Origin of the sequence: Streptomyces sp. NPDC058086 (assembly GCF_042885015.1) — a bacterium.
GTDB lineage: Bacteria > Actinomycetota > Actinomycetes > Streptomycetales > Streptomycetaceae > Streptomyces.
Genome location: NZ_JBHVST010000122.1, coordinates 1 through 17872, shown reverse-complemented (window position 1 = coordinate 17872; position 17872 = coordinate 1). Strand labels below are relative to the sequence as shown.

The 17872-nt window shown below is 67.0% G+C and carries 16 protein-coding genes and 1 pseudogene; 14 read left to right on the top strand and 3 right to left on the bottom strand.

The genetic code is table 11. From position 1 onward, the window contains the following. Nucleotides 1–345: 345 nt before the first annotated feature. The 4 genes from ACFVWD_RS49435 to ACFVWD_RS49420 all read left to right on the top strand — a co-directional run bounded on the left by ACFVWD_RS49435 (nucleotide 346) and on the right by ACFVWD_RS49420 (nucleotide 4445). Nucleotides 346–1584 carry a ParA family protein gene (locus ACFVWD_RS49435; RefSeq protein WP_389605044.1) on the top strand — a complete coding sequence of 413 codons (1239 nt, stop codon included), beginning with the start codon at nucleotides 346–348 and terminating at the stop codon, nucleotides 1582–1584. Further along, on the top strand, nucleotides 1581–2747 hold the full coding sequence (locus tag ACFVWD_RS49430; RefSeq protein WP_389605043.1) for a ParB/RepB/Spo0J family partition protein: 1167 nt from the start codon (nucleotides 1581–1583) through the stop codon (nucleotides 2745–2747). The genes ACFVWD_RS49435 and ACFVWD_RS49430 overlap by 4 nt, the downstream gene beginning before the upstream one ends. Before the next feature lie 730 nt (nucleotides 2748–3477). Further along, nucleotides 3478–3777, top strand: a complete 300-nt coding sequence (locus tag ACFVWD_RS49425; protein WP_389605041.1) for a hypothetical protein — start codon at nucleotides 3478–3480, stop codon at nucleotides 3775–3777. Next, a complete protein-coding gene (locus ACFVWD_RS49420; RefSeq protein ID WP_389605039.1) occupies nucleotides 3774–4445 on the top strand; it encodes a hypothetical protein in 672 nt (223 codons plus the stop codon). The genes ACFVWD_RS49425 and ACFVWD_RS49420 overlap by 4 nt, the downstream gene beginning before the upstream one ends. A gap of 52 nt (nucleotides 4446–4497) precedes the next feature. On the opposite strand, the gene ACFVWD_RS49415 is transcribed toward ACFVWD_RS49420, so the two are convergent. Next, a complete protein-coding gene (locus ACFVWD_RS49415) occupies nucleotides 4498–4848 on the bottom strand; it encodes a transposase family protein (protein WP_389605061.1) in 351 nt (116 codons plus the stop codon). A 152-nt stretch (nucleotides 4849–5000) separates the two neighbouring features. Between ACFVWD_RS49415 and ACFVWD_RS49410 the strand changes: the two genes are divergently transcribed. The 6 genes and pseudogenes from ACFVWD_RS49410 (at nucleotide 5001) to ACFVWD_RS49385 (ending at nucleotide 10111) form a co-directional block, all read left to right on the top strand. Beyond that, entirely contained in the window at nucleotides 5001–5747 is a 747-nt protein-coding gene (locus ACFVWD_RS49410; protein WP_389605037.1) for a transcriptional regulator, read from the top strand. 94 nt (nucleotides 5748–5841) lie between these two features. Beyond that, nucleotides 5842–6195: a RidA family protein gene (locus ACFVWD_RS49405; protein WP_389605060.1), complete on the top strand. Its 354-nt coding sequence runs from the start codon at nucleotides 5842–5844 to the stop codon at nucleotides 6193–6195. A 219-nt stretch (nucleotides 6196–6414) separates the two neighbouring features. Further along, nucleotides 6415–7268 (top strand): annotated as a pseudogene (locus ACFVWD_RS49400) (IS110 family transposase); the annotation flags it as partial. Between the two features lie 222 nt (nucleotides 7269–7490). Next, the gene (locus ACFVWD_RS49395) at nucleotides 7491–7697 is read left to right on the top strand and encodes a hypothetical protein (protein WP_389605035.1); all 207 of its coding nucleotides are present in this window, start codon (nucleotides 7491–7493) and stop codon (nucleotides 7695–7697) included. Further along, entirely contained in the window at nucleotides 7694–8077 is a 384-nt protein-coding gene (locus tag ACFVWD_RS49390) for a hypothetical protein (RefSeq protein ID WP_389605033.1), read from the top strand. Before ACFVWD_RS49395 ends, ACFVWD_RS49390 begins: the two co-directional genes overlap by 4 nt. Before the next feature lie 1311 nt (nucleotides 8078–9388). Next, complete coding sequence (locus tag ACFVWD_RS49385; protein ID WP_389605032.1) at nucleotides 9389–10111, top strand: hypothetical protein; 723 nt, start codon at nucleotides 9389–9391, stop codon at nucleotides 10109–10111. Between the two features lie 217 nt (nucleotides 10112–10328). On the opposite strand, the gene ACFVWD_RS49380 is transcribed toward ACFVWD_RS49385, so the two are convergent. Both ACFVWD_RS49380 and ACFVWD_RS49375 read right to left on the bottom strand, forming a co-directional pair. Then, entirely contained in the window at nucleotides 10329–11240 is a 912-nt protein-coding gene (locus ACFVWD_RS49380; protein ID WP_389605031.1) for a ParA family protein, read from the bottom strand. Nucleotides 11241–11543: 303 nt separating this feature from the next. After that, nucleotides 11544–12716 (bottom strand): ParB/RepB/Spo0J family partition protein, encoded by a 1173-nt coding sequence (locus ACFVWD_RS49375; protein ID WP_389605029.1) that lies wholly within the window; start codon nucleotides 12714–12716, stop codon nucleotides 11544–11546. A 404-nt stretch (nucleotides 12717–13120) separates the two neighbouring features. Here ACFVWD_RS49375 and ACFVWD_RS49370 point away from each other — a divergent pair, with 404 nt between their 5' ends. The 4 genes from ACFVWD_RS49370 (at nucleotide 13121) to ACFVWD_RS49355 (ending at nucleotide 17430) form a co-directional block, all read left to right on the top strand. After that, complete coding sequence (locus tag ACFVWD_RS49370; RefSeq protein WP_389605028.1) at nucleotides 13121–14992, top strand: DUF2637 domain-containing protein; 1872 nt, start codon at nucleotides 13121–13123, stop codon at nucleotides 14990–14992. Nucleotides 14993–15796: 804 nt separating this feature from the next. After that, complete coding sequence (locus ACFVWD_RS49365; RefSeq protein ID WP_389605026.1) at nucleotides 15797–16030, top strand: hypothetical protein; 234 nt, start codon at nucleotides 15797–15799, stop codon at nucleotides 16028–16030. 319 nt (nucleotides 16031–16349) lie between these two features. Then, nucleotides 16350–16895, top strand: coding sequence for a S1 RNA-binding domain-containing protein (locus ACFVWD_RS49360; protein WP_389605025.1), 546 nt, complete (start codon nucleotides 16350–16352; stop codon nucleotides 16893–16895). Nucleotides 16896–16908: 13 nt separating this feature from the next. After that, on the top strand, nucleotides 16909–17430 hold the full coding sequence (locus ACFVWD_RS49355) for a hypothetical protein (RefSeq protein WP_389605024.1): 522 nt from the start codon (nucleotides 16909–16911) through the stop codon (nucleotides 17428–17430). The last annotated feature ends 442 nt before the right edge of the window (nucleotides 17431–17872 follow it).

Genomic DNA, 17872 nt, shown 5'->3' with positions numbered 1-17872 from the left:
GGGGGAGTGGCGGGGGAGACCTGGCCACGAATAGCAGCCAGCGGGGGCGCAGTCGAACGAGGACGGAGCACTGCGGAGGCAGGAGGAAGACCCGCCTGTGCCCGGGGGATCCGTCCATGTAGCTGGGCCCCGCGCGAGCATGGCCAGAGGCGGTGCGGCCTCGCCTCGCCCGGCGAGACGTTACAAAAAGGTCAGTTATGGCCCACAGGCCCATCACCAGACGCCCCGTCGGCTATTACGGCGTAATAGCCGAGCGGGCTTCCGCGGGCAGTGCAGCCATAACAAGTCTGCCTAACTAACGTGTCGATGACGCAAGCGATCAAGCACGTTAGTAAGGTGTCCACCATGACTTCGCCAGCCACCTCCAGCGACCGCGAGAAGGTCGTCTCCAAACTGCCGGGATGGCTCCGGCAGGACCTCAAAATCAGAGCCGCCCAGCGCGGCATCGAAATCCAGGCCGCCGTCGAACAGGGCATCAGCGACTGGTGCAACCTGGCATCAGCACCAGCCAGCGTCGACACCGCGGGCGCCGACTCCTTCTCCACCTTCCTCCCCGAAGGCCAGTGGGAGGAGTTCCGCAGCGTCGTCGCCGACCGCCGCGTCTCCCTCATCCAGGGCCTCGCCCAGTCCGTGAAGCTGTGGCTCGACTCCAACCCGGCCCCGGACATCGAACGCCCCGCGATCACACGCCGCATCATTGTCTGCAACCAGAAGGGCGGCGTCGGCAAAACCGCCATCACCGCAGGCACAGGCGAAGCCCTGGCCGAAGACCCCGACACCCTGCACCGCGTCCGCATCGCCAAACAACTCGCCGCCGCCGCAGGCGACAACGCAGACGGCCCCCTCGACGTCGAAGACCTTCCCGGCCTCGGACTGCGCGTCCTGCTCGTCGACTTCGACCCGCAATGCCACCTCACCAACCAGCTGGGCGGCGCGCCGCTGCCGATGAACGGCGACAGCCTCACCAACCACATGGCCGGCGACCCCAAGGGCGACCTCCGCGACCTCATCGTCTCCATCGACGACGAGAACTTCGGCGACCGCCTCCACCTCCTGCCCGCCTGCAACGACGCGTTCCTTCTCGACGTACGCCTGTCCGCGGTACGCGCCCGGGAAGCCGCCCTCGAGCGGGCACTTGCCCCGCTCGAAGCCGACTACGATGTCATCCTCGTCGACTGCCCGCCCAGCCTCGGCCTCAGCATGGACGCCGCCGCCTACTACGGCCGCCGCCGCCCCGGCGAAAAGCCCGGTCAGTCCGGCGCCCTGATCGTCGTGCAGGCCGAGGACAGCTCGGCCGACGCCTACGAACTCCTCACCCACCAGATCGACGACCTGCGGGGCGACCTGCAGATCGACATCGACTACCTCGGCATCGTTGTCAACCTCTACGACGGCCGCCGCGGCTACATCGCCACCTCCTCCCTCCAGGGATGGGTCGATATAAAGGATCCGCGGGTCGTCGGACTCATCGGAGACCTCAAGGAGCAGAAGGAGGCCGTCCGCATGAAGCAGCCCCTGCTGTCCTACGCCCCCAAGTCACAGCAGGCGATCGGCATGCGCGCACTGGCCAGGGAGATCTCATGAGCAAGGCCGACCAGCTTGGCGCCGGACGCTTCGGCGGCGCCCAGGCCCGAGGCGTCAGCGCCCGCCGACAGGCCGTTGCCGCCGCCACCGGCGTACCCACCGAAGGCATCGCCGCGCCGACTGAACTCCCGGTCCACCGCATCAGCCTCAACCCGGACAACCCGCGCTCCAGCCTCGGAGACCTCACCGACCTCGCAGGCAGCCTGAAGACCCACGGGCAGAAGGTGGCCATCACGGTCATGAACCGTGACGCCTACACCAAGGTCAACCCCAGCAACGAAGAAGACCTTGAGCCGGACACCACTCACGTCGTCATCGACGGCAGCAGCCGGCTCGCCGCCGCCCGAGAAGCAGGCCTCGCCACCATCAAGGTGATGGTCAGCGACGACCAGGGCACCACAGCCGACGAACTCCTCGAATCAGCACTGGTCGCCAACATCCACCGCCAGGACCTCGAGGAACTCGACGAGGCCCGAGCCCTGGAACGTCTACTGGCCATCCACGGCACCCAGACCGCCCTGGCCAAGCGCCTGCACCGCTCCCAGGGCTGGGTGTCGCAGCGGCTCGCCCTGCTCACCCTCACCCCCGAACTCCAAGCACGCATCGGCCAGGAACCCATCGACCTGCTGCGCGCTGTGGGCAAAAAGCCTGCCGAACAACAACTGGCGGCCCTGGAAGAGCTCAAGGAACGGCGAACCGACCAGGAGGCCGAGAAGGCAGAGCAGAAACGGAAGAAGGCGGAGGCGCAGGAGCAGGCCGCTTCTCCCGCCACCCAGCCCTCTGCCACCACCCAGCCCTCTCCCGCCACGCAGCCCTCTGCCACCGCCCAGCCCCCTGCTACCGCCGTCTCCTATTACGGCGTAATAGGAGAACCGGAGACGCAGGAGGACACCCCGAGCCCGGAGGCTGCTTCGGAGAGGGAGCGGACCGGGAAGTCCGCGGAGACTGTGCCCGAACCGCGTACCAACGGCAGCGCGGCTGTCGAGGAGCAGCCGGATACCGGAAGCCGGCAGCTGCCCCGACTGCCGTACGACGACGGGGTCTTCCTCGCTCTCCACCTGATCCGGAAGATGGGTTCTGCCGAGTTCGAGAAGATGCTGACGCTACTGAACGAGCACCATGCCCAGGTGGCCGCATCCAACGGCGCCAACGTGGAGTCCTGACTGAGAAAGTTCCTCGGCTCGCTGTCGGCGATCAGCAGCCGTGTAGGTGTGAGCCCCCGACCTCCGAGGCACCTGCAGCATGCGGATGCTGTCGGCAAATCCGCCCCGCTGGATCTCATCCAGTGGGGCGGAGTGCTGCGAAGGGTGAGACGCGGGTGCGGGCGAGGGGTCTGCCGGTGAGCCAGGCGTCGAGTCGGGCGAGGTTGATGGCGGCGCAGGTGAAGCGGTGTTGCAGTCGGGTCTTGGCGCAATGCCGGGAACTTTAGGTCCCCCATCTCCGTGTCCGATCAGTGGCTGTGGCTGTGGCTGTGGCTGTGGCTGTGGTGATGGCGATCTGCGCGTTCGTGAACGGCCGACCGCGAGGCCCAACTCGGCGGAATTATCCCGCCCGCACGGGCTCGCAGCTCGTGGCCGGACCGGCTCTGTGAAGCCGTCGCCGACGACGCGGCCCTCCAGAAGACCCCGCCCGTCCAGTCGGCAGCCGACCTCGACGGGCCCCGCCTGAAGGCCACCCGGGTCGCCGGATCCATCCACCAACTCCTCCGCCTCGTCATCCATGCCGCAGACCCTGGCAGCGTGGACCTGGCCGACAGCCCAGACCTCGCCACCGCGATCGCCTCACTGCGCCAGCAGGCCGAACACGACGCGGCCAGAACACAAACCCTGCCCATCAGCCCCTCCACGGACGATCCTGACGCGACGCATCCTAGCCACTCCGCCCGAGCGGATCGTGCTGGTTGTCGGCACCCAGATCAACGGCGCCCCGGACATCGGCACCTCGCTCGCACAGTCGCTCACCCTCGCCATGGCGGCTCGTCTGCGCGACCGCTTCGGCATCCACACCGAGGTGCTCTTCAGAGCCCTGGACAACGCCCCGTACGAACTGTCCACCGACTCGGCCAGCGGTCACCGCTACCAGCGCACCTACGCCCAGGCCCTCGGCGACCAGGTCGTGACCGACCTCGTCGCCGCCCTGCACAAGCCCTGTTCGCGGCCCTGTCCCGGTGCCTGGGCATCACTCACCACGTGAAGACCTACACCCAACAACAAGCCGCCGAACACTTCCGCCGCACCTGGCTGCGGCTCCTCCCCCGCATCGACGACGCCCGTCGGTGGCTCGCCCCCTCCCCCGGCACCCCGCACCTGCGAATCCCCTGCCCGCACCCCGGCTGCGGCTGGGCCGAGAAACACGCCGAACACACCCGCGTCCGCCTCGCCGACCACGAAGCCGCCGGCGTCGACGCCGTCTGCCTCCACCACGGCCCCTACCTGGTCACCATCACGCCCACCGCCGGCGCCTACCTGGACCTGGCCACCCTGTACCGCAGCCTCGTCAAGGAACTCGCCCTCACCAGCACGCGTGCGGGTGGAACCCTGCACGTCATGGTCAACGGCGGCGACTGGGTCTTCGGCTCCCTCCTCGTCGACGAAGCCCTCCAGGTCGTGGGCCTCATCCGCGCCCAACTCCCCGCCCGTCTGTTCTGCCCGCAGGTCGTCACCGACATCGGCGTAAAGCTCTCCAAGTTCCTCATCTTCGAAGGCCACGCCCCATTGCCCGAGGGCGCCGCCGACTGGATGCTCGACACCCGCCAATGGCCCGGCATCATCACCGAATACGCCGACCAACTGCCGGACATGGCCGAGCCGTTTGCAACAACTTATGAAACGTGGCTCGCCCTGGACGCGTCCGCCGGGTGACGGTGTTTCACAGGTGAACACCCAAGGCCGCGAAGTTAGGGCTCGCAGAGCATTAACTCGCAGTGTTGATCTCTAGCGTGGTGATGATGCCTGCCTCGCGCGCTTGGTTGAACAGGTCGTTCAGGGTGGCGAGTTGGCGTTCGGCGGAGTGGAGGTCGTGGCCTGCGGTTGCCAGCAGTTCCCGGATGTCCCTCAGGCGCCGGTTGATTGTCTCGGGCCGGACATTGAACAGGGCGGCGATAGCGATCTGGGGTAGGCCGTGCCGGTAATGGAGGACGGCGGCCAGGAGGCGGCGGCGAGGGTGAGGAGGAAGCCGGTCGCCGGTGGGAGCGGTGGCGGGGTAGCGGCATCGGTCTGCCTCCGTCCTGGTCGGGCTCTGGCGCTGGACGCGAACTCTAGAGATGGATATATTGTCTGTGTAGAGTTAGGCAAAAATCAAAGAACTTTGGGTGCTGACCCCCTGTACACGGCTGCACTCCCGGCGCGAGCGAACCCTTGCCGCGCGTGAGTGCGAGAGCGGCTGCGCAGAGCACCGGGCGGAAGCAGGAGCAGGAGATGAGTGAACGTGACACCACTCCCGAGGGCCGGGCGATGACCTCGGAAGGCAATAGCCACGTGAGGGGCCGGGACGGCACGCAGCTACGGGACGGGGCGTTCCCTGACCGGGTGTTGTCCGGCCCGGGGGGCGACGAGCACCTCCTGGCCGAACTCGAGAAGGTCGCCCAGGGGCTGGGCCGCATGTTCCCCGGCATCTGCGAGGTCGTACTGCACGACCTGCGCGATCCGGACCACGCCATCCGCTTCATCGAGAACAACCTGTCGGGACGCCAGGTGGGAGAGTCCGCCACCGAACTGGGGCTCGCCCGCATCCGGGACCCGCACTACCCCAGCGTCATACAGAACTACGCCAACCAGTTCCCCGACGGACGCCGCGCGAAGAGCACCTCGATCGGGATCAAGAACACCGCCGGGCAGTACATCGCCGCGCTCTGCCTGAACCTGGACATCTCGACGCTGTCGCCTATCATGCTGACGCTGTCGAACCTGGTCGCGACCGATCCCGAGAACCAGGACGTCTCGCTGGAGACGCTGCGCGACCGAAGCCGCCGGGAACTGCGCGAAGTGATCGAGACAGCGGCCGCCGAACGCTTCACATCCCCACGGGCCCTGCCCCGGGAAGCGAAGAAGGACCTTGTGCGGCGCCTGTACGAGGACGGCTACTTCGACACCCGCAACGCCGCCCAGACCATCGCCGACCTGATCGGCATCTCTCGAGCCAGCGTTTACTCCTACATGAAGTGAGACGATGACCACCAGCGAGATCACCAAGGGATCGATCGCCCCCGCACGGACGACACCCCTTTGATCGACACGCTCGACAGCCCGCAGCCCGCAGCTGGCAGCGCCGACAGGCCACTACTCGCACATTGCCACCCACCGGGGCGTGGCTTACATCTCCGGCCAGCTCCCTGTGACACCCGACGGCTCCCGCATGGCCGGCGAGCCGTTCCAGGCCCAGGCGCGGCAGGTGCTGAGCAACCTCGACGCATGCCTGGCCACGGCCGGTACCAGCCGCGAGAGGCTGATCTCGGTCACCGTCTACGTGACCGACATCGGTGACTGGCCAGCCTTCGACCAGGTGTACAAAGAGTGGCTCGGTGCGAGCAGGCCCGCGCGGGCCGTCGCCGGCGCCAGGGAACTGCACTACGGGTCCGCGGTAGAGGTGCACGCAGTTGCAGCCCTCGGCTGACCGCTACCCCGAGCCGCGCGCGGGACCGGCTGCAGGTCTCCTGCATGGGCCGCCCGCTATCCAGGCCAACTGGGAACGCATCACCGGCTGGTGACCAGCAACAGGACCGCCCCCACCCTGCCGCCCGACTCACCCCTCCTCCCGGACCTGCTCAAAAAGCCCCGTGACCACTGCCTCGCCCGTGATCTTCGACGACGTCCGCGACGCCGCCGTACGCCTATGCGCCGCGACCTCCACGTCCTCACCCAGAAGAGCGAGCTGACCGCCGAACTGCGGGTGATGACCGACCGACGGGCCGATCTGGTCAAGGAACGGACGCGGAAGGCCAACCGTCTGCACGCGCAGGTGCTGAGCATCTTCCCGGCTCTGGAACATGCCCTGGAACTGACGAGCATTGGACCGCTAGTGCTGCTGTCCGGCTACCAGACGCCGGCTGCGTTACGACGTCTCGGCCGCAGGCGGCTGACGACATGGCTACGCAACCGCAAGACCCGCAGCGCGGAAGACCTGGCCACGGCCGCTGTCGATGTTGCGGAACGACAGCACACTCGACTTCCCGGCGAAGCTGCGATCGCCCACGTGGTCCGCGACCTGGCGCTGGAATTGCTCGGTCTCCACGAGAAGATCCACGAGCTGGACAAACTCATCGAAGCCCGATTCCGCGAGCACGAGCTCGCGCCAGTGATCTCCAGCATGCCCGGCATCGGACCGCTGTTGGGCGCCGAGTTCCTCGCTGCCACCGGCGGTGACCTGTCTCGGTTCCCCAGCGCAGACCGGCTCGCCGCGTTCTCAGGCGTCGCGCCTGTCCCCCGCGATCCGGCAACGTGAACGGCAACCTACACCGCCCCCGCCGCTACCACCGCGGCCTCCAACGCGTCTTCTACCGCTCCGCGATGATCAGCATCCGCACCTGCCCGGAGTCCCGAGCCTTCTACGACCGCAAGCGGGCCGAGAAGAAGACCCACAAGCACGCCGTCCTCGCGCTCGCCCGGCGTCGCGTCAACGTCCTGTTCGCCATGATCCGTGACCGAAAGATCTACCAATCAGCATCCAGCGTCACAACTGCGGCTTGACAACAACATGAGGAAGTGTCACCGGCTTCTTCGCAGGTCGGGAGGCTCTTCGTAATGTGGAGGCGCGCCACGGACGCGCGGCGGCACCGCGCACCGCAGCCGACAGGCTCGACAAGGCCAGCAGGGGCCCCGGGCCTGTAAAGGCGACTGGTTTGGCCATGCGCCGGGGCATCGGATACCAGGAGGTACCCTATCCGGTACCAACCGGGGTACCGTGGGGGCATGCCAGCACTCAACATCGAGTTCACCCCGGAAGAGATGGTCCGTCTCCGTAGCCGGGCCAAGATCACAGGAAAGAGCCTCAAGGAACACGTCCACGACGTGACCGTGGAGGAGGCCGACCGGATTGCCTTCGTCGAGGGCGCCGCCGCTGAGGCCGAGCGCATCCTGCCGGGTGTGATGGAGCGCTTCCCCGCAGGCCTGCGGTGAGCCCGATCGTCCGTGTGGACGTCGGCTGGGTCCTGCAGATCCAGGCCTCGATCTCCCCACTCAACGTGCCGATCGCGGACTGGGGCGCCCTCGGTTTCATGGCCGACCGGCACAAATTCGAACGCGAACGCGGCAGCCTCTACTACGAAGAGGTCCCCTCCCGCGCCGCCACCTTCCTGCACACCTCTCTGCTGCTGCGGCCCTTCACCGACTACAACCTCGTCATCGGCTGGGGCTGCGCCCACCAGTACATGCACCTGTCCGGCCAGCCCGTCCAGGTGAAGGACGACGAGCTGTTCGAGCTGGCCCAAGCTGTACGCGCCCACGATGTCGATCTCCGGACGGTTGCCCAGCGCCTTGAAGCGTGGCGCACCCTGTAGCGGCCAGAGCGGCCAGGGCAGGAGCCCGCGCACCGCGAGCAAGTAGTGGAACACCTGGTGGAAGGACCGCTCATCGCCCAACCGCGCGCTGAGTGCCAGCGTCGAGGTCATCCCCGAGCGCGTCAGCGGCATCGCCCGCGTGCACAACCGGCCGGGCGGGACGAAGCGGCGCGGCCAAGCCGAGGACCTCGGGCTCGGCGGGACGGTGCAAGCGACGCGACGCTTGCGGAAAGTACCGAGCCCGTTGTCAGTGGGGCGCGGGATGCTCAGGTACACGCAGAACGAACGTGCAGCGGCTGAGATGGACGTCAGCCAGGAGGTCCCTGGTCCCCGCCGGGCACATGCGATGAATCGTGAGCGGGACGCCCACGTGGCCGCGGCTTTCAAAAGCTGGATGCCGCCGCTGGTGCGAACGTTTCTGTCGCCAGGACGCTGATGTGGTTGAACGGCACTCATGGTCTGCACACCCTGCCGACGGACGTCGGCGCGGCGTGGAGGCAGTACGACAGCGGGCGCAGGCACCTGGCGGAGCCGTCCCGCACCGCCGTGGGGGCGCAGACGGAAGCGGATCGTGCCCTCGGGCAAAGGGACGGGACGGCAGCTGGCCGCCTTCGCCCGTGCCCCCTCGCTCACCAGCAACGTGGAGTGGCATCTTGCCTCGACGTTGGCGACGACCGCGCTTTCGCCCAGCGTGCCGAAGAACCTCACCGAACTTCCGGTCCGCGTCCGGCGGCAGGAGCCGACGGGGCGGGAAGGGCACCCTCATGTGATCAGCGCACCACCCACGGATGATCATGTGGTCGTGGAGGCACAGGTGCGTGGCTACGGGCTTTCGCCGGCTCAGCAGGACGAGATCTGGAGACGCCGGCGTGAGGGGCAGTCGTTCAGTCTGATGGGTCGGGCGCTTGGGGCGCCGATGCATCATGTTCGCCGGGGTCTTGAGGTGGGTGCCTCGACCTGCGGTTCTCACCGGCGTTTGCACGACGTCTGTCGTGGGATTCGCCCGGTACTTGTCGTCGCCCTCGCCGCCGATTCAGTCGGCAGCCGCCGGCCAGCAGGTTTCAAGAAGCGGCGCCGATTGCGACACTCGGCCTGCACGCACGACAACCACCCTGCTCAGCCACAGAAGTGTGATCTGGCTACCTGATCACTGGAAGTCAGAAAGCCGTCGGATGAGCCTGATTCACACAATGTGAATCAACTCGAGCAGGCACAATCGCAGACATGGCAGCGAACACGCGCAGGGCGCCGAAGCGCACAAGTCCCCTGCTCAGAAGGCCCATCCGGATCGGCCCCCTGGACACCGCAGCGATGGTCGGTGAACTGCGTGACCTCCATGAGAAGGCCGAGGATCCCGACATCGGGAGGATGCCCGCGGACGACGAACTGTTCGGCGCGCTGCTCTACACCGAGAAGCACGCGTCAGCGCTTGGCAGGGCGAACGAAGACGCACGACGTGCGGCCGCCCTCAAGAGGGTGCTGCTCTGGGAGTACCTCCGCGAGCAGGCCGAGGTCCATCAGATGAAGGCGATCGAAGCGGCCCGGGCCGCCGGGGTCGAGTGGGCCGACCTGGCGCCCCCGCTTGCCGTCGGCGGACCGAGCGCGGCGTACAACAAGTCCAAGCGGCTCAAGGCGCTCACCCTCAACGATGACGAGCATGATGGCCAACCAGTGCGCCGTACCCCCGAGGCCGTCCTGGAGGCGGAGCGCCGGATCGCCGAGCGTGCTGCCGCCCAACGTCGGGCTGAGGAGGCCGCGAGGAGGCGGCACGAGCTCTTGCTCCCCATTGCGCACCGCCTTCTCGAACACCGCGATGGATTCTTCCAGGACAGCGAAGTCCTTGACTGGCTGGATGAAGTCGCCGCTGTCCTTCCCAACTGCCGGACAGCGACGCAGAAGGTCAGTCTCAGCACCTACGTCAACGCCACGGTACGAGCTCTTCAGCGGGTCGAGCGGGAAACGGCACGCCCTGTCGCGAGAACGGAAGACGCCCGGCTCGCCTATGCCGCAGCGGTCGCTGTGTGCTCAGGCTGAACGAGTATGCGACAGCGCGATGGTTGGCCCCCCTCCCCCACCGACTTCTTCAGCCCCCGCCCGTTGACGCCACTCATCACGAGACACGTCTCGTGCCCGCGGCCTGGCGGCGACGCGATCTCTTAAGCTGCGAAGAGGTCCTGCGCTCCAGCAGATGCCGAACGCAAGACCTCTTGTGCGCCCCGCCAGCGGACGCGTGATTGCGGCGCAATCAGTCTTACCTTCGCTTGAAGCCGAGCGCTTGTGTAACGAGGTAGTAGTCGTCCGTTGCTGACAGGGCCGATTCCTCGGTGAGCTTCGATGGGTTCTCGGTGGCCGGGTCATAGAAGCGGAGAACTGTCTGGGCGGCGTAGGCCTCTGGGATACGGGGGCTTCGGCGGACCGTCGGCAGGACGAGTTCCTCGTAGGTTTGCTTCGCCTGTTGCTGGCTGTCGTCATATACGGCGCCCTGATTTCGGGTGGTCGGGCAGTCGACGATGAGGATGTTGGCGAGCTCGGCGCGGGCCCCCATTGCTGAGAAGGTATCCCGGATGCTGTCGACCTTTGCCTCCATACGAGTCAGGGCACGCAACTCCTTCCACCCTGGCTTGACACACGCGACTACCTCGTCGGCAGCGACGATGGCATTCACGACGATGAGGCCCAGGTTGCCGGGGCAGTCGATGAGGATGAGGTCGAAGCTGTCGCGGATCCGCTCGATCTGAGTCCGGAGCCAGAACTCCCGGCCAGTCTTCGGAGCAAGGAGCTGCTCGGCCTCTTCCAGTTCGCTTGAGCCGAGTACCAAGAACATGTTGGGGATCGGCTTGGTGCCGTCCTCGCCGAAGGGTCCTGCCAAGGCGGGAACTGTTGCGTCTTCGATCTTGGCCGCCCCCGTGAGGACGTCGTACAGGTTGGCCTGGTTCGGGATGTCATCGGGATTGTCGTAGCCAGCCGCAGCTGAAGCATCGCACTGGGCGTCAGCGTCAATCACCAGAGTCCGGTAGCCGAGGTCCGCGGCGCACGCGGCGATGTTGATGGCAGAGGTTGTCTTTCCGGCACCACCACTCTGGTTGGTGAGGGCGATGATGCGTGCGAGGCGGCGAGCTGCCAGAGCGTCATTGCGGGCGTTGCGGTTGTTGGATGAAGTCATGGGTGGCCTCCACAGGTGATTGCGGCGCAATCAGTTCTGGAGTGATGATCGCGCGGGCGTGGCACGTAGTCCGCAAGATGTGGGATCGGAGTAGCCGATGCCGCCCTGGTGCCGGGCGTTGAACCCACTCAATGCGGTGGGGGTGATTGCGGCGCAATCACACATCTCTGTAAAGGCCAGCACCAAGTGTGTGGTGCTGAGTGCGGGACACGGTGCGATACCGCGCCGCACGTTACAGGGCGCCGTACCGGGAAAACCAGTCGCCCCACCGATTCAGCCGGTGGGGCGACGAAGTAGGCAGGCTCAAGCGGAGAGGCGCTCCTTCAGCGATTCGATCTCATCAGAGGTGAGGAGGTCGATGATGCTGAGGGCCAGTTCCTCGACGCTGCGCACCACGATCACTCCGCGTGGTTCCTCTGGAGCGGTCACGGCGGTGCTCGTGTTGTGCAGACTAGTGGCGCTCTGCCGAGGGTTTGGCTTGCTGACGGCGCCAGTTGCCGTGCTCGGGGCCGCAGGAGGCTTCGGTGAAGTTTCGCGCCCAGCTGACGGATTCGGTTCAGCCCCGGCGCGTTCGGTGGAGTCACTCCCCCGCGGCTCCGGCAACTGCCGGTTGGCGGACTCGTGGTGGGTGATTGCGGCGCAATCATCACCGTCGTCAAGCGAGGGGATCGCCTGCTGATCTGCGGGCAACTTGCTGACTACGGCTGCCTCGGCTGAGGTCAGCTCGCCACGTACAAAGGCTTCCTGCAGATCCGGCCTCAGACGTGCATAGACCGTTGCTGCTTCCCGGACGGGCGTTACCAGCACAGAGTCCGCGGCTTCAGCGTGCTGCCCGTCAGGCTCAAGCAGCTGTTGTTCCTTCAGCCAGTGATTGACGACGGCCTGTTGCAGTGCCGGGATCAGTCGAAGGAGCGCTACCCGGTGGGATACGTAGGTCTGGGAGCATCCGGCACGCTTCGCGAGTTCCCGCTGCGACAGCTGCTTTCCGTCTGCGTCCTTCTCGTCGAGTGCCTCTTGGAACTCGACTGCCTCCTCGATGGGGTTGAGCCCCATCCGCTGCAGGTTCTCCTGGATCGCAGCAATGCGAAGGCTGGGCACCTCGCGACGTACCAGGATCGGTACCTCGCTCAGGCCGGCCTTCAGGGCAGCTGCGAGACGGCGGTGGCCATGGTGGACGACGAAGAGGACGCCCTCGGCGACACGGGCTTCCACCGCGTCCCTGTGCTGCGGGTAGATGTCCACATAGACGTCCGGTGGGATCACCGTCATGGCGGTGTTCATCCCGTCGGAGCCCAATGAGTCGGCGAGTTCATCGATCTTGAGCAGCCTCTTGCGCCCGTTCTCAGGGCTCGGCATCAGCTGATCCGGTCGCACCGTCGGCAACCCCTGCGGTACCAGCCGGGCCTGCTGACTAGCAGCCTTGCGTGCTGCCCTCTCGGCAGCGAGGTCTCGCTTGAGGCCGGGTTTCTGAGCCATGGGCGTCTCCGTATAGGGGTTGAAACGTGTGCGCGGCCGGAGCCTATCGGCCGTAGACGAGTGACTGACGGCGAGCAGTGTGATTGCGCCGCAATCACACCCTGCCAACCACTGGTTGTGCGCTAGTACCTGACGAAAGCGAGGAAAGGCAGCTATCTAGCAGATTCTCGGCGTCACCGCCTTCTGGGCACGACCAGACCAAGGCCCATGGGGTAAGGCGTAACGCCCATCAAATCACCTCGACGATCACTTTTCGCTGACGATCCGACGGTGACTCCGACAGACCGATCCCAACAAGCCCACTCGCATGGGAGCGTGAGAGAAGCACAGAGTGAAGCGGAGCCAGGGGAGTGGCAACAGTCGTGACTGCGGTAAGCAGCGAGACACCCGTCAAGCTGACACGAATGCACCGGATTCTCATCGGTGTGGTCGTCGCCGGTGCGCTCGTCATCGCGGGTATCGGCTTCGCCGGTTCGTACGCGGCCGTGCGCGAGCTGGCCCTCAAGAAGGGCTTCGGGAACTTCGCGTACGTCTTCCCGATCGGCATCGACGCGGGTATCTGCGTCCTGCTCGCCCTGGACCTCCTGCTGACCTGGATCCGCATCCCCTTCCCGCTGCTGCGCCAGACGGCGTGGCTGCTGACGGTCGCGACGATCGCCTTCAACGGCGCGGCGGCCTGGCCGGACCCGCTGGGCGTCGGCATGCACGCCGTCATCCCGGTCCTGTTCGTGGTCTTGGTCGAGGCGGCCCGGCACGCGATCGGCCGGATCGCGGACATCACCGCCGACAAGCACATGGAGGGCGTCCGCCTCACCCGCTGGCTGCTCTCCCCGATCCCCACCTTCCTCCTGTGGCGCCGGATGAAGCTGTGGGAGCTGCGCTCCTACGAGCAGGTCATCAAGCTGGAGCAGGACCGCCTCGTCTACCAGGCCCGCCTGCACTCCCGCTTCGGCCGCGCCTGGCGCCGCAAGGCCCCGGTGGAATCGTTGATGCCGCTACGCCTGGCCCGCTACGGCGTCCCGCTCGCCGCGACCGCCCCCTCCGGCCTGGCGGCGGCCGGCATCGAAGTGCCACTGATCCAGGCCCCCGTGGTGCAGGCCCCGGTTCCGGCGCAGAGGCAGAGCCCCGTACTCGAGGCCACGGAGGAAGACGGCAAGGAGCTGGCGTACGCGGGATCTGCCGAACCGCGTCCGGCGGGGCGGGCCGCAGATGCGGACGCCGCCGTGTCTCACGGCGGCGATGCAGTGGGGGAGGGGAATGCGGGACGATTCGCCGACGCGTACCAGGCCTGGCTCGCCGAATTCGAGTCCGTGCCGTCGCCCGCTCAGTTCGCCCTCTGGCTCCAGAACGAGTACGGCATTTCCACCGGGGCCGGCCGACCGCTCTCCGACGCGCAGTTGGCACCCCTTCTACAGGTCCTGCAGCAGCGCTACGCGACTCCCGCGGCCGACACCGAGTCCGGGCCTGAAGATGCTCTGGTTGCTGGCGACGCAGCGCCGTGGGGCGACTACTTCTACAACGCCTGGCTCGGATACGGGCAGCAGTACGGCGCACACCCCGACGCCGATGCCCTTGCCCAGTACGTGTACCAGCGCGACGGCATCACCGCGGCCGACGGGCAGCCGGTCACCGGCGCCGACTTGCAGGAGTTCGTCGCGGAGTTCCAGGCACGCGATTACGGCACCACCGGTGCACCCGCCCCGGAGCAGGATGTCGACGGCCAAGCGGCCACCGATGCTCTCGACCGTCCGGCGGCTGCGTCCGTGCCGGCACCGCAGACCGTCCAGGAGTCTGCTGGCGCCGTCGCGTACGCCGCAAAGGAGCAGCGCGGCCCACGAGTCGATGCTCCTGTCGACGACCCGATGTTGCCCCGCCAGGATCCGTCCGACGGAGGCGGCCTCACTCTTGTCGACCGCTACTACCTCGCATGGGCGGAGTACCAGCAGCAGCGCGGTGCCGAGCCCAACGGCGTTGACCTGTCGACGTACTTGGGCGAGAAGGGCGTGGTCGGCCGCAACGGACGAGCCGCCGCTGCGAGCACGCTACGCCGCTACCTCCTGCCCTTCCGGATCTACAGCGTCTGGGCCGAGCACCGACTGCGCAGTGAACAGCCCGCGTTGACAGCCGTCGCCGAGGCCTGCGCAGCCCGGGGAATCACCCTCCAGTACAACGAACCCATCACGGCGACGACCATCGCAGAGCACACCGCAGACTTCGAGCGCCGCTGGCACGCCGTCATCCGCCACCGCACCGAGGCCGCTGCGCAATCACGCTGAACGAATGCGCTGTGCGCAGCCCACCGCGATCACTGCGCAACACTCACACCCATCGGTGTCACCGAGGAGGGGCCCGCATGCAGGCACTCCGCATCGCTTCCGACACGACCGTCACCGAGCTAACGCTGCCCGACCCGGATGCACGTCGGGCGATCCGGGAACACCTCGGATCCACAGGCGCCGCCGATCAGGCCGTGTACGACGGTGCGGGCCTTCGCCGATCTGAGGAGCCGGATCGTGCGAGGGATGGCCCTCGTTGCTATGCCGTCAAGTTGGCTGCCCTTGAGCACCGGGATCTTCGAACGGACATGACCGGGTAGGGGGAGAATCCCGGCATGGTGATGGCACGGCACTGGTACTCCTCGTCGCCCGTGGTGGACGGGCTTCCGCTCCTGGATGAGCCAGGCTTCTGGCCCGCGCATTTGGCGGACCTGTCCGAGGGCTTCTCGCCGGAGGCTTTCGGCGCCGACGCGGGCGACGCGGACACCATGCTGGACAAGCTCCACGACCCGTCGGCGTGGCCCGTGTTCACGGTGCCTCTGGCCGGCGGCTTCACGATCGTCGTGCACTACAACAGTGGCGAGGAGTTCACGAGCAAGGACTACTTCCTCACGCACCCCGACTGGCGCCAGGATCTCGTCCTGGCCAGCGACGATCAGGACCGCATCGGCCCAGGGCTGTGCTGGCCCGAGCTCGCCGCCCTGCTGGAGGCACCGGCTGGCGCCGTCGGTGTCACCCGACCCTCATGCCCGGCTCCTTCTCCTCCTTCCGGTCCTGGGCGACACCGCGCTCCCGGAAGGAGCTATGTCAGCCGTGGTCCGGGCCCTGGTCGCTCAGGGTGCTCCCGAGTCGAGCGAGCCGTTGGCCAGGCATCTGCTCCAGGGGCACCCCATGTGGGGCGGCCAGGACCGGTGGTTCGACAAGGATGAGCAGAGCTGGATCTGCGAAGGCGACCACAGCCCACGCGAGGTTCCCTTGGGCGACCACCTGCCGGAACAGCTGCGAGCCGCCCTCGAAGCCTGCCTCACTCCTGGCTGACCGGCTCAGGCCGCGCCTGGGAGGGCCGTGTCCGAGGACGGCCCGAAGGCGAGGCGTTGAACGCGGCCTCGTATGGATACAAGGGCCGCATGGGGGATGCCGATATTGGTAACCCCGGCTGTCAGAACGTGCGGAATGACGCCTGAGACATGGTGATTCATGATCTCGACTGTTCTTGAGCAGGGCGGAACCCCCAACGCCCGCAGCCCGCGACCAGGATTGTCCCAAAGGGACAACTCCGGCCCCAAGCAACGTCATCCGACGACCACCGACGGACGAACCCACCCCGAATCGGGGCCGAGCCTGCCATGATCCGTCTATGACCGAATACCCATGGCCCGATTGGGGGAGCGACAAGGACTACGGAACCCGCGTCGTAGCTGCCTGGCCCGACACCGTCCGCAACCTCCCCCTCGGCGCCCCGGTCACCGGCGAGGTCGTCGGCCGCCGGCCATTCGGCGTCTTCCTCTCCATAGCCCACCACCCCGAAGCCATCGGCCTGGCCGAGATCACCGCCATGCCCCGATGCATGGAACTTCCGCGCGTTGGAGAGCACGTCACCGGACTCGTCCTGTGGCATGCAGACCACAACCACCAGGTGAAGATCAAGCTCACCGAGTGGGACGAACATGCAGATCTGCTGCTGCCACTCGCCGACATGATCGGCCAGACCGTCAGCGGCCAGGTCACCACGGTCGCGCCGATCGGCGCCTTCGTCCGAGTCGCAGACTGCGTCGAAGGACTCATCCGACCAGAAGAACTTCCTGAGGCGACTGCCGCGGAAGGGCAGGAGTTTATGGTCGCGATCCTCGGCGTCGACCTCGAGCGACATCGGATCTTGCTGGCTGCAGCACGCGGACGTTGAGCGGAGGCACCACGTGGATGAGCCGAATCTCAACTTCAGTTCCTGGAGCATCGAGAGCCTTGAGACCCACATGGTCGGGCTTCGGCGCCGGCAGGAGCTGGAGCGGATCCGCACGGTGGCGCAGTCCCACGTCTATCGGTCTGTACAGTCGCGCGATGTCCGTCTCCGCTGGGCCAAGCTGTCCCTGGCGGCGAACAGACGGTTTCACGGCGACGGTCTGTGGGAGCAAGCCCGCATGCGCAGCCAGGAATTCGCACTTCGGACCTGGGTCATCGAACACCTCGGCACCGCCGCTGACCCGGCCTGGAACCCCGAAGCTCTGGCCAACGACACCCTCGCCGCGCTCTCGCTTGCGCCGCGCCGGGCGGAGTCGGTCGCGGCAGGCTGGCGAGACCTTCCGATCGAGCAGATCGGCGACCTGCGCCGTCACAAGAACCTCACCGCTCACATCGACCGGCTGATGCCCAGCCTTCCGTCCGGACCGATCAAAGATCAACTCGCAAGCTGGGCGTCCGTGCGCCGACACCTGCCCTGAACTCGGGACGGTCGGGAAGGCCAGCGGCGCATCGAGCCCAATGCCCGCCGGCCTGCGTCCAGGCGGTCGCGGTTTCGGGGCCGATGCCAGCAGCCGGGTGAGGACCGTGGCCGGGAGCTGGGCAGACAGGTCCATCAGCGCGGCGGTGCGGCCGGAGCGGGAGTAGATGCCCAGCCGCTTCAGCCGCGTGCCGAGGCGTTCGTTGCTGAGGTGGTGTCCGGCGAACCCGCCGGGGAACAGCCATGGCGAGTCCGAGGTATGGCCGGTGGTGTAACTGACGCGGCGCCGTTCGAGGAGCCAGCGGGCGATTGCGTCCAGCGGTTCGGGAACCGCCCTTGCTGGGAGCGCCATCCCTGATCTTGCGTGGGTATCCCCGGCTTCAGCCGGGGAGGGAAACGCATCCTCGGCCCGGAGGCGCGAAGCGCCGGAGTTCACTGCGTTG

What these genes read in the sequence shown, in the direction of transcription:
- ACFVWD_RS49385 (WP_389605032.1), top strand. Translation starts at nt 9,389, where the DNA reads ATGGTCGGTGAACTGCGTGACCTCCATGAGAAGGCCGAGGATCCCGAC.
- ACFVWD_RS49365 (WP_389605026.1), top strand. Translation starts at nt 15,797, where the DNA reads ATGTCAGCCGTGGTCCGGGCCCTGGTCGCTCAGGGTGCTCCCGAGTCG.
- ACFVWD_RS49370 (WP_389605028.1), top strand. Translation starts at nt 13,121, where the DNA reads ATGCACCGGATTCTCATCGGTGTGGTCGTCGCCGGTGCGCTCGTCATC.
- ACFVWD_RS49395 (WP_389605035.1), top strand. Translation starts at nt 7,491, where the DNA reads ATGCCAGCACTCAACATCGAGTTCACCCCGGAAGAGATGGTCCGTCTC.
- ACFVWD_RS49360 (WP_389605025.1), top strand. Translation starts at nt 16,350, where the DNA reads ATGACCGAATACCCATGGCCCGATTGGGGGAGCGACAAGGACTACGGA.
- ACFVWD_RS49435 (WP_389605044.1), top strand. Translation starts at nt 346, where the DNA reads ATGACTTCGCCAGCCACCTCCAGCGACCGCGAGAAGGTCGTCTCCAAA.
- ACFVWD_RS49380 (WP_389605031.1), bottom strand. Translation starts at nt 11,240, where the DNA reads ATGACTTCATCCAACAACCGCAACGCCCGCAATGACGCTCTGGCAGCT.
- ACFVWD_RS49410 (WP_389605037.1), top strand. Translation starts at nt 5,001, where the DNA reads ATGAGTGAACGTGACACCACTCCCGAGGGCCGGGCGATGACCTCGGAA.
- ACFVWD_RS49375 (WP_389605029.1), bottom strand. Translation starts at nt 12,716, where the DNA reads ATGGCTCAGAAACCCGGCCTCAAGCGAGACCTCGCTGCCGAGAGGGCA.
- ACFVWD_RS49430 (WP_389605043.1), top strand. Translation starts at nt 1,581, where the DNA reads ATGAGCAAGGCCGACCAGCTTGGCGCCGGACGCTTCGGCGGCGCCCAG.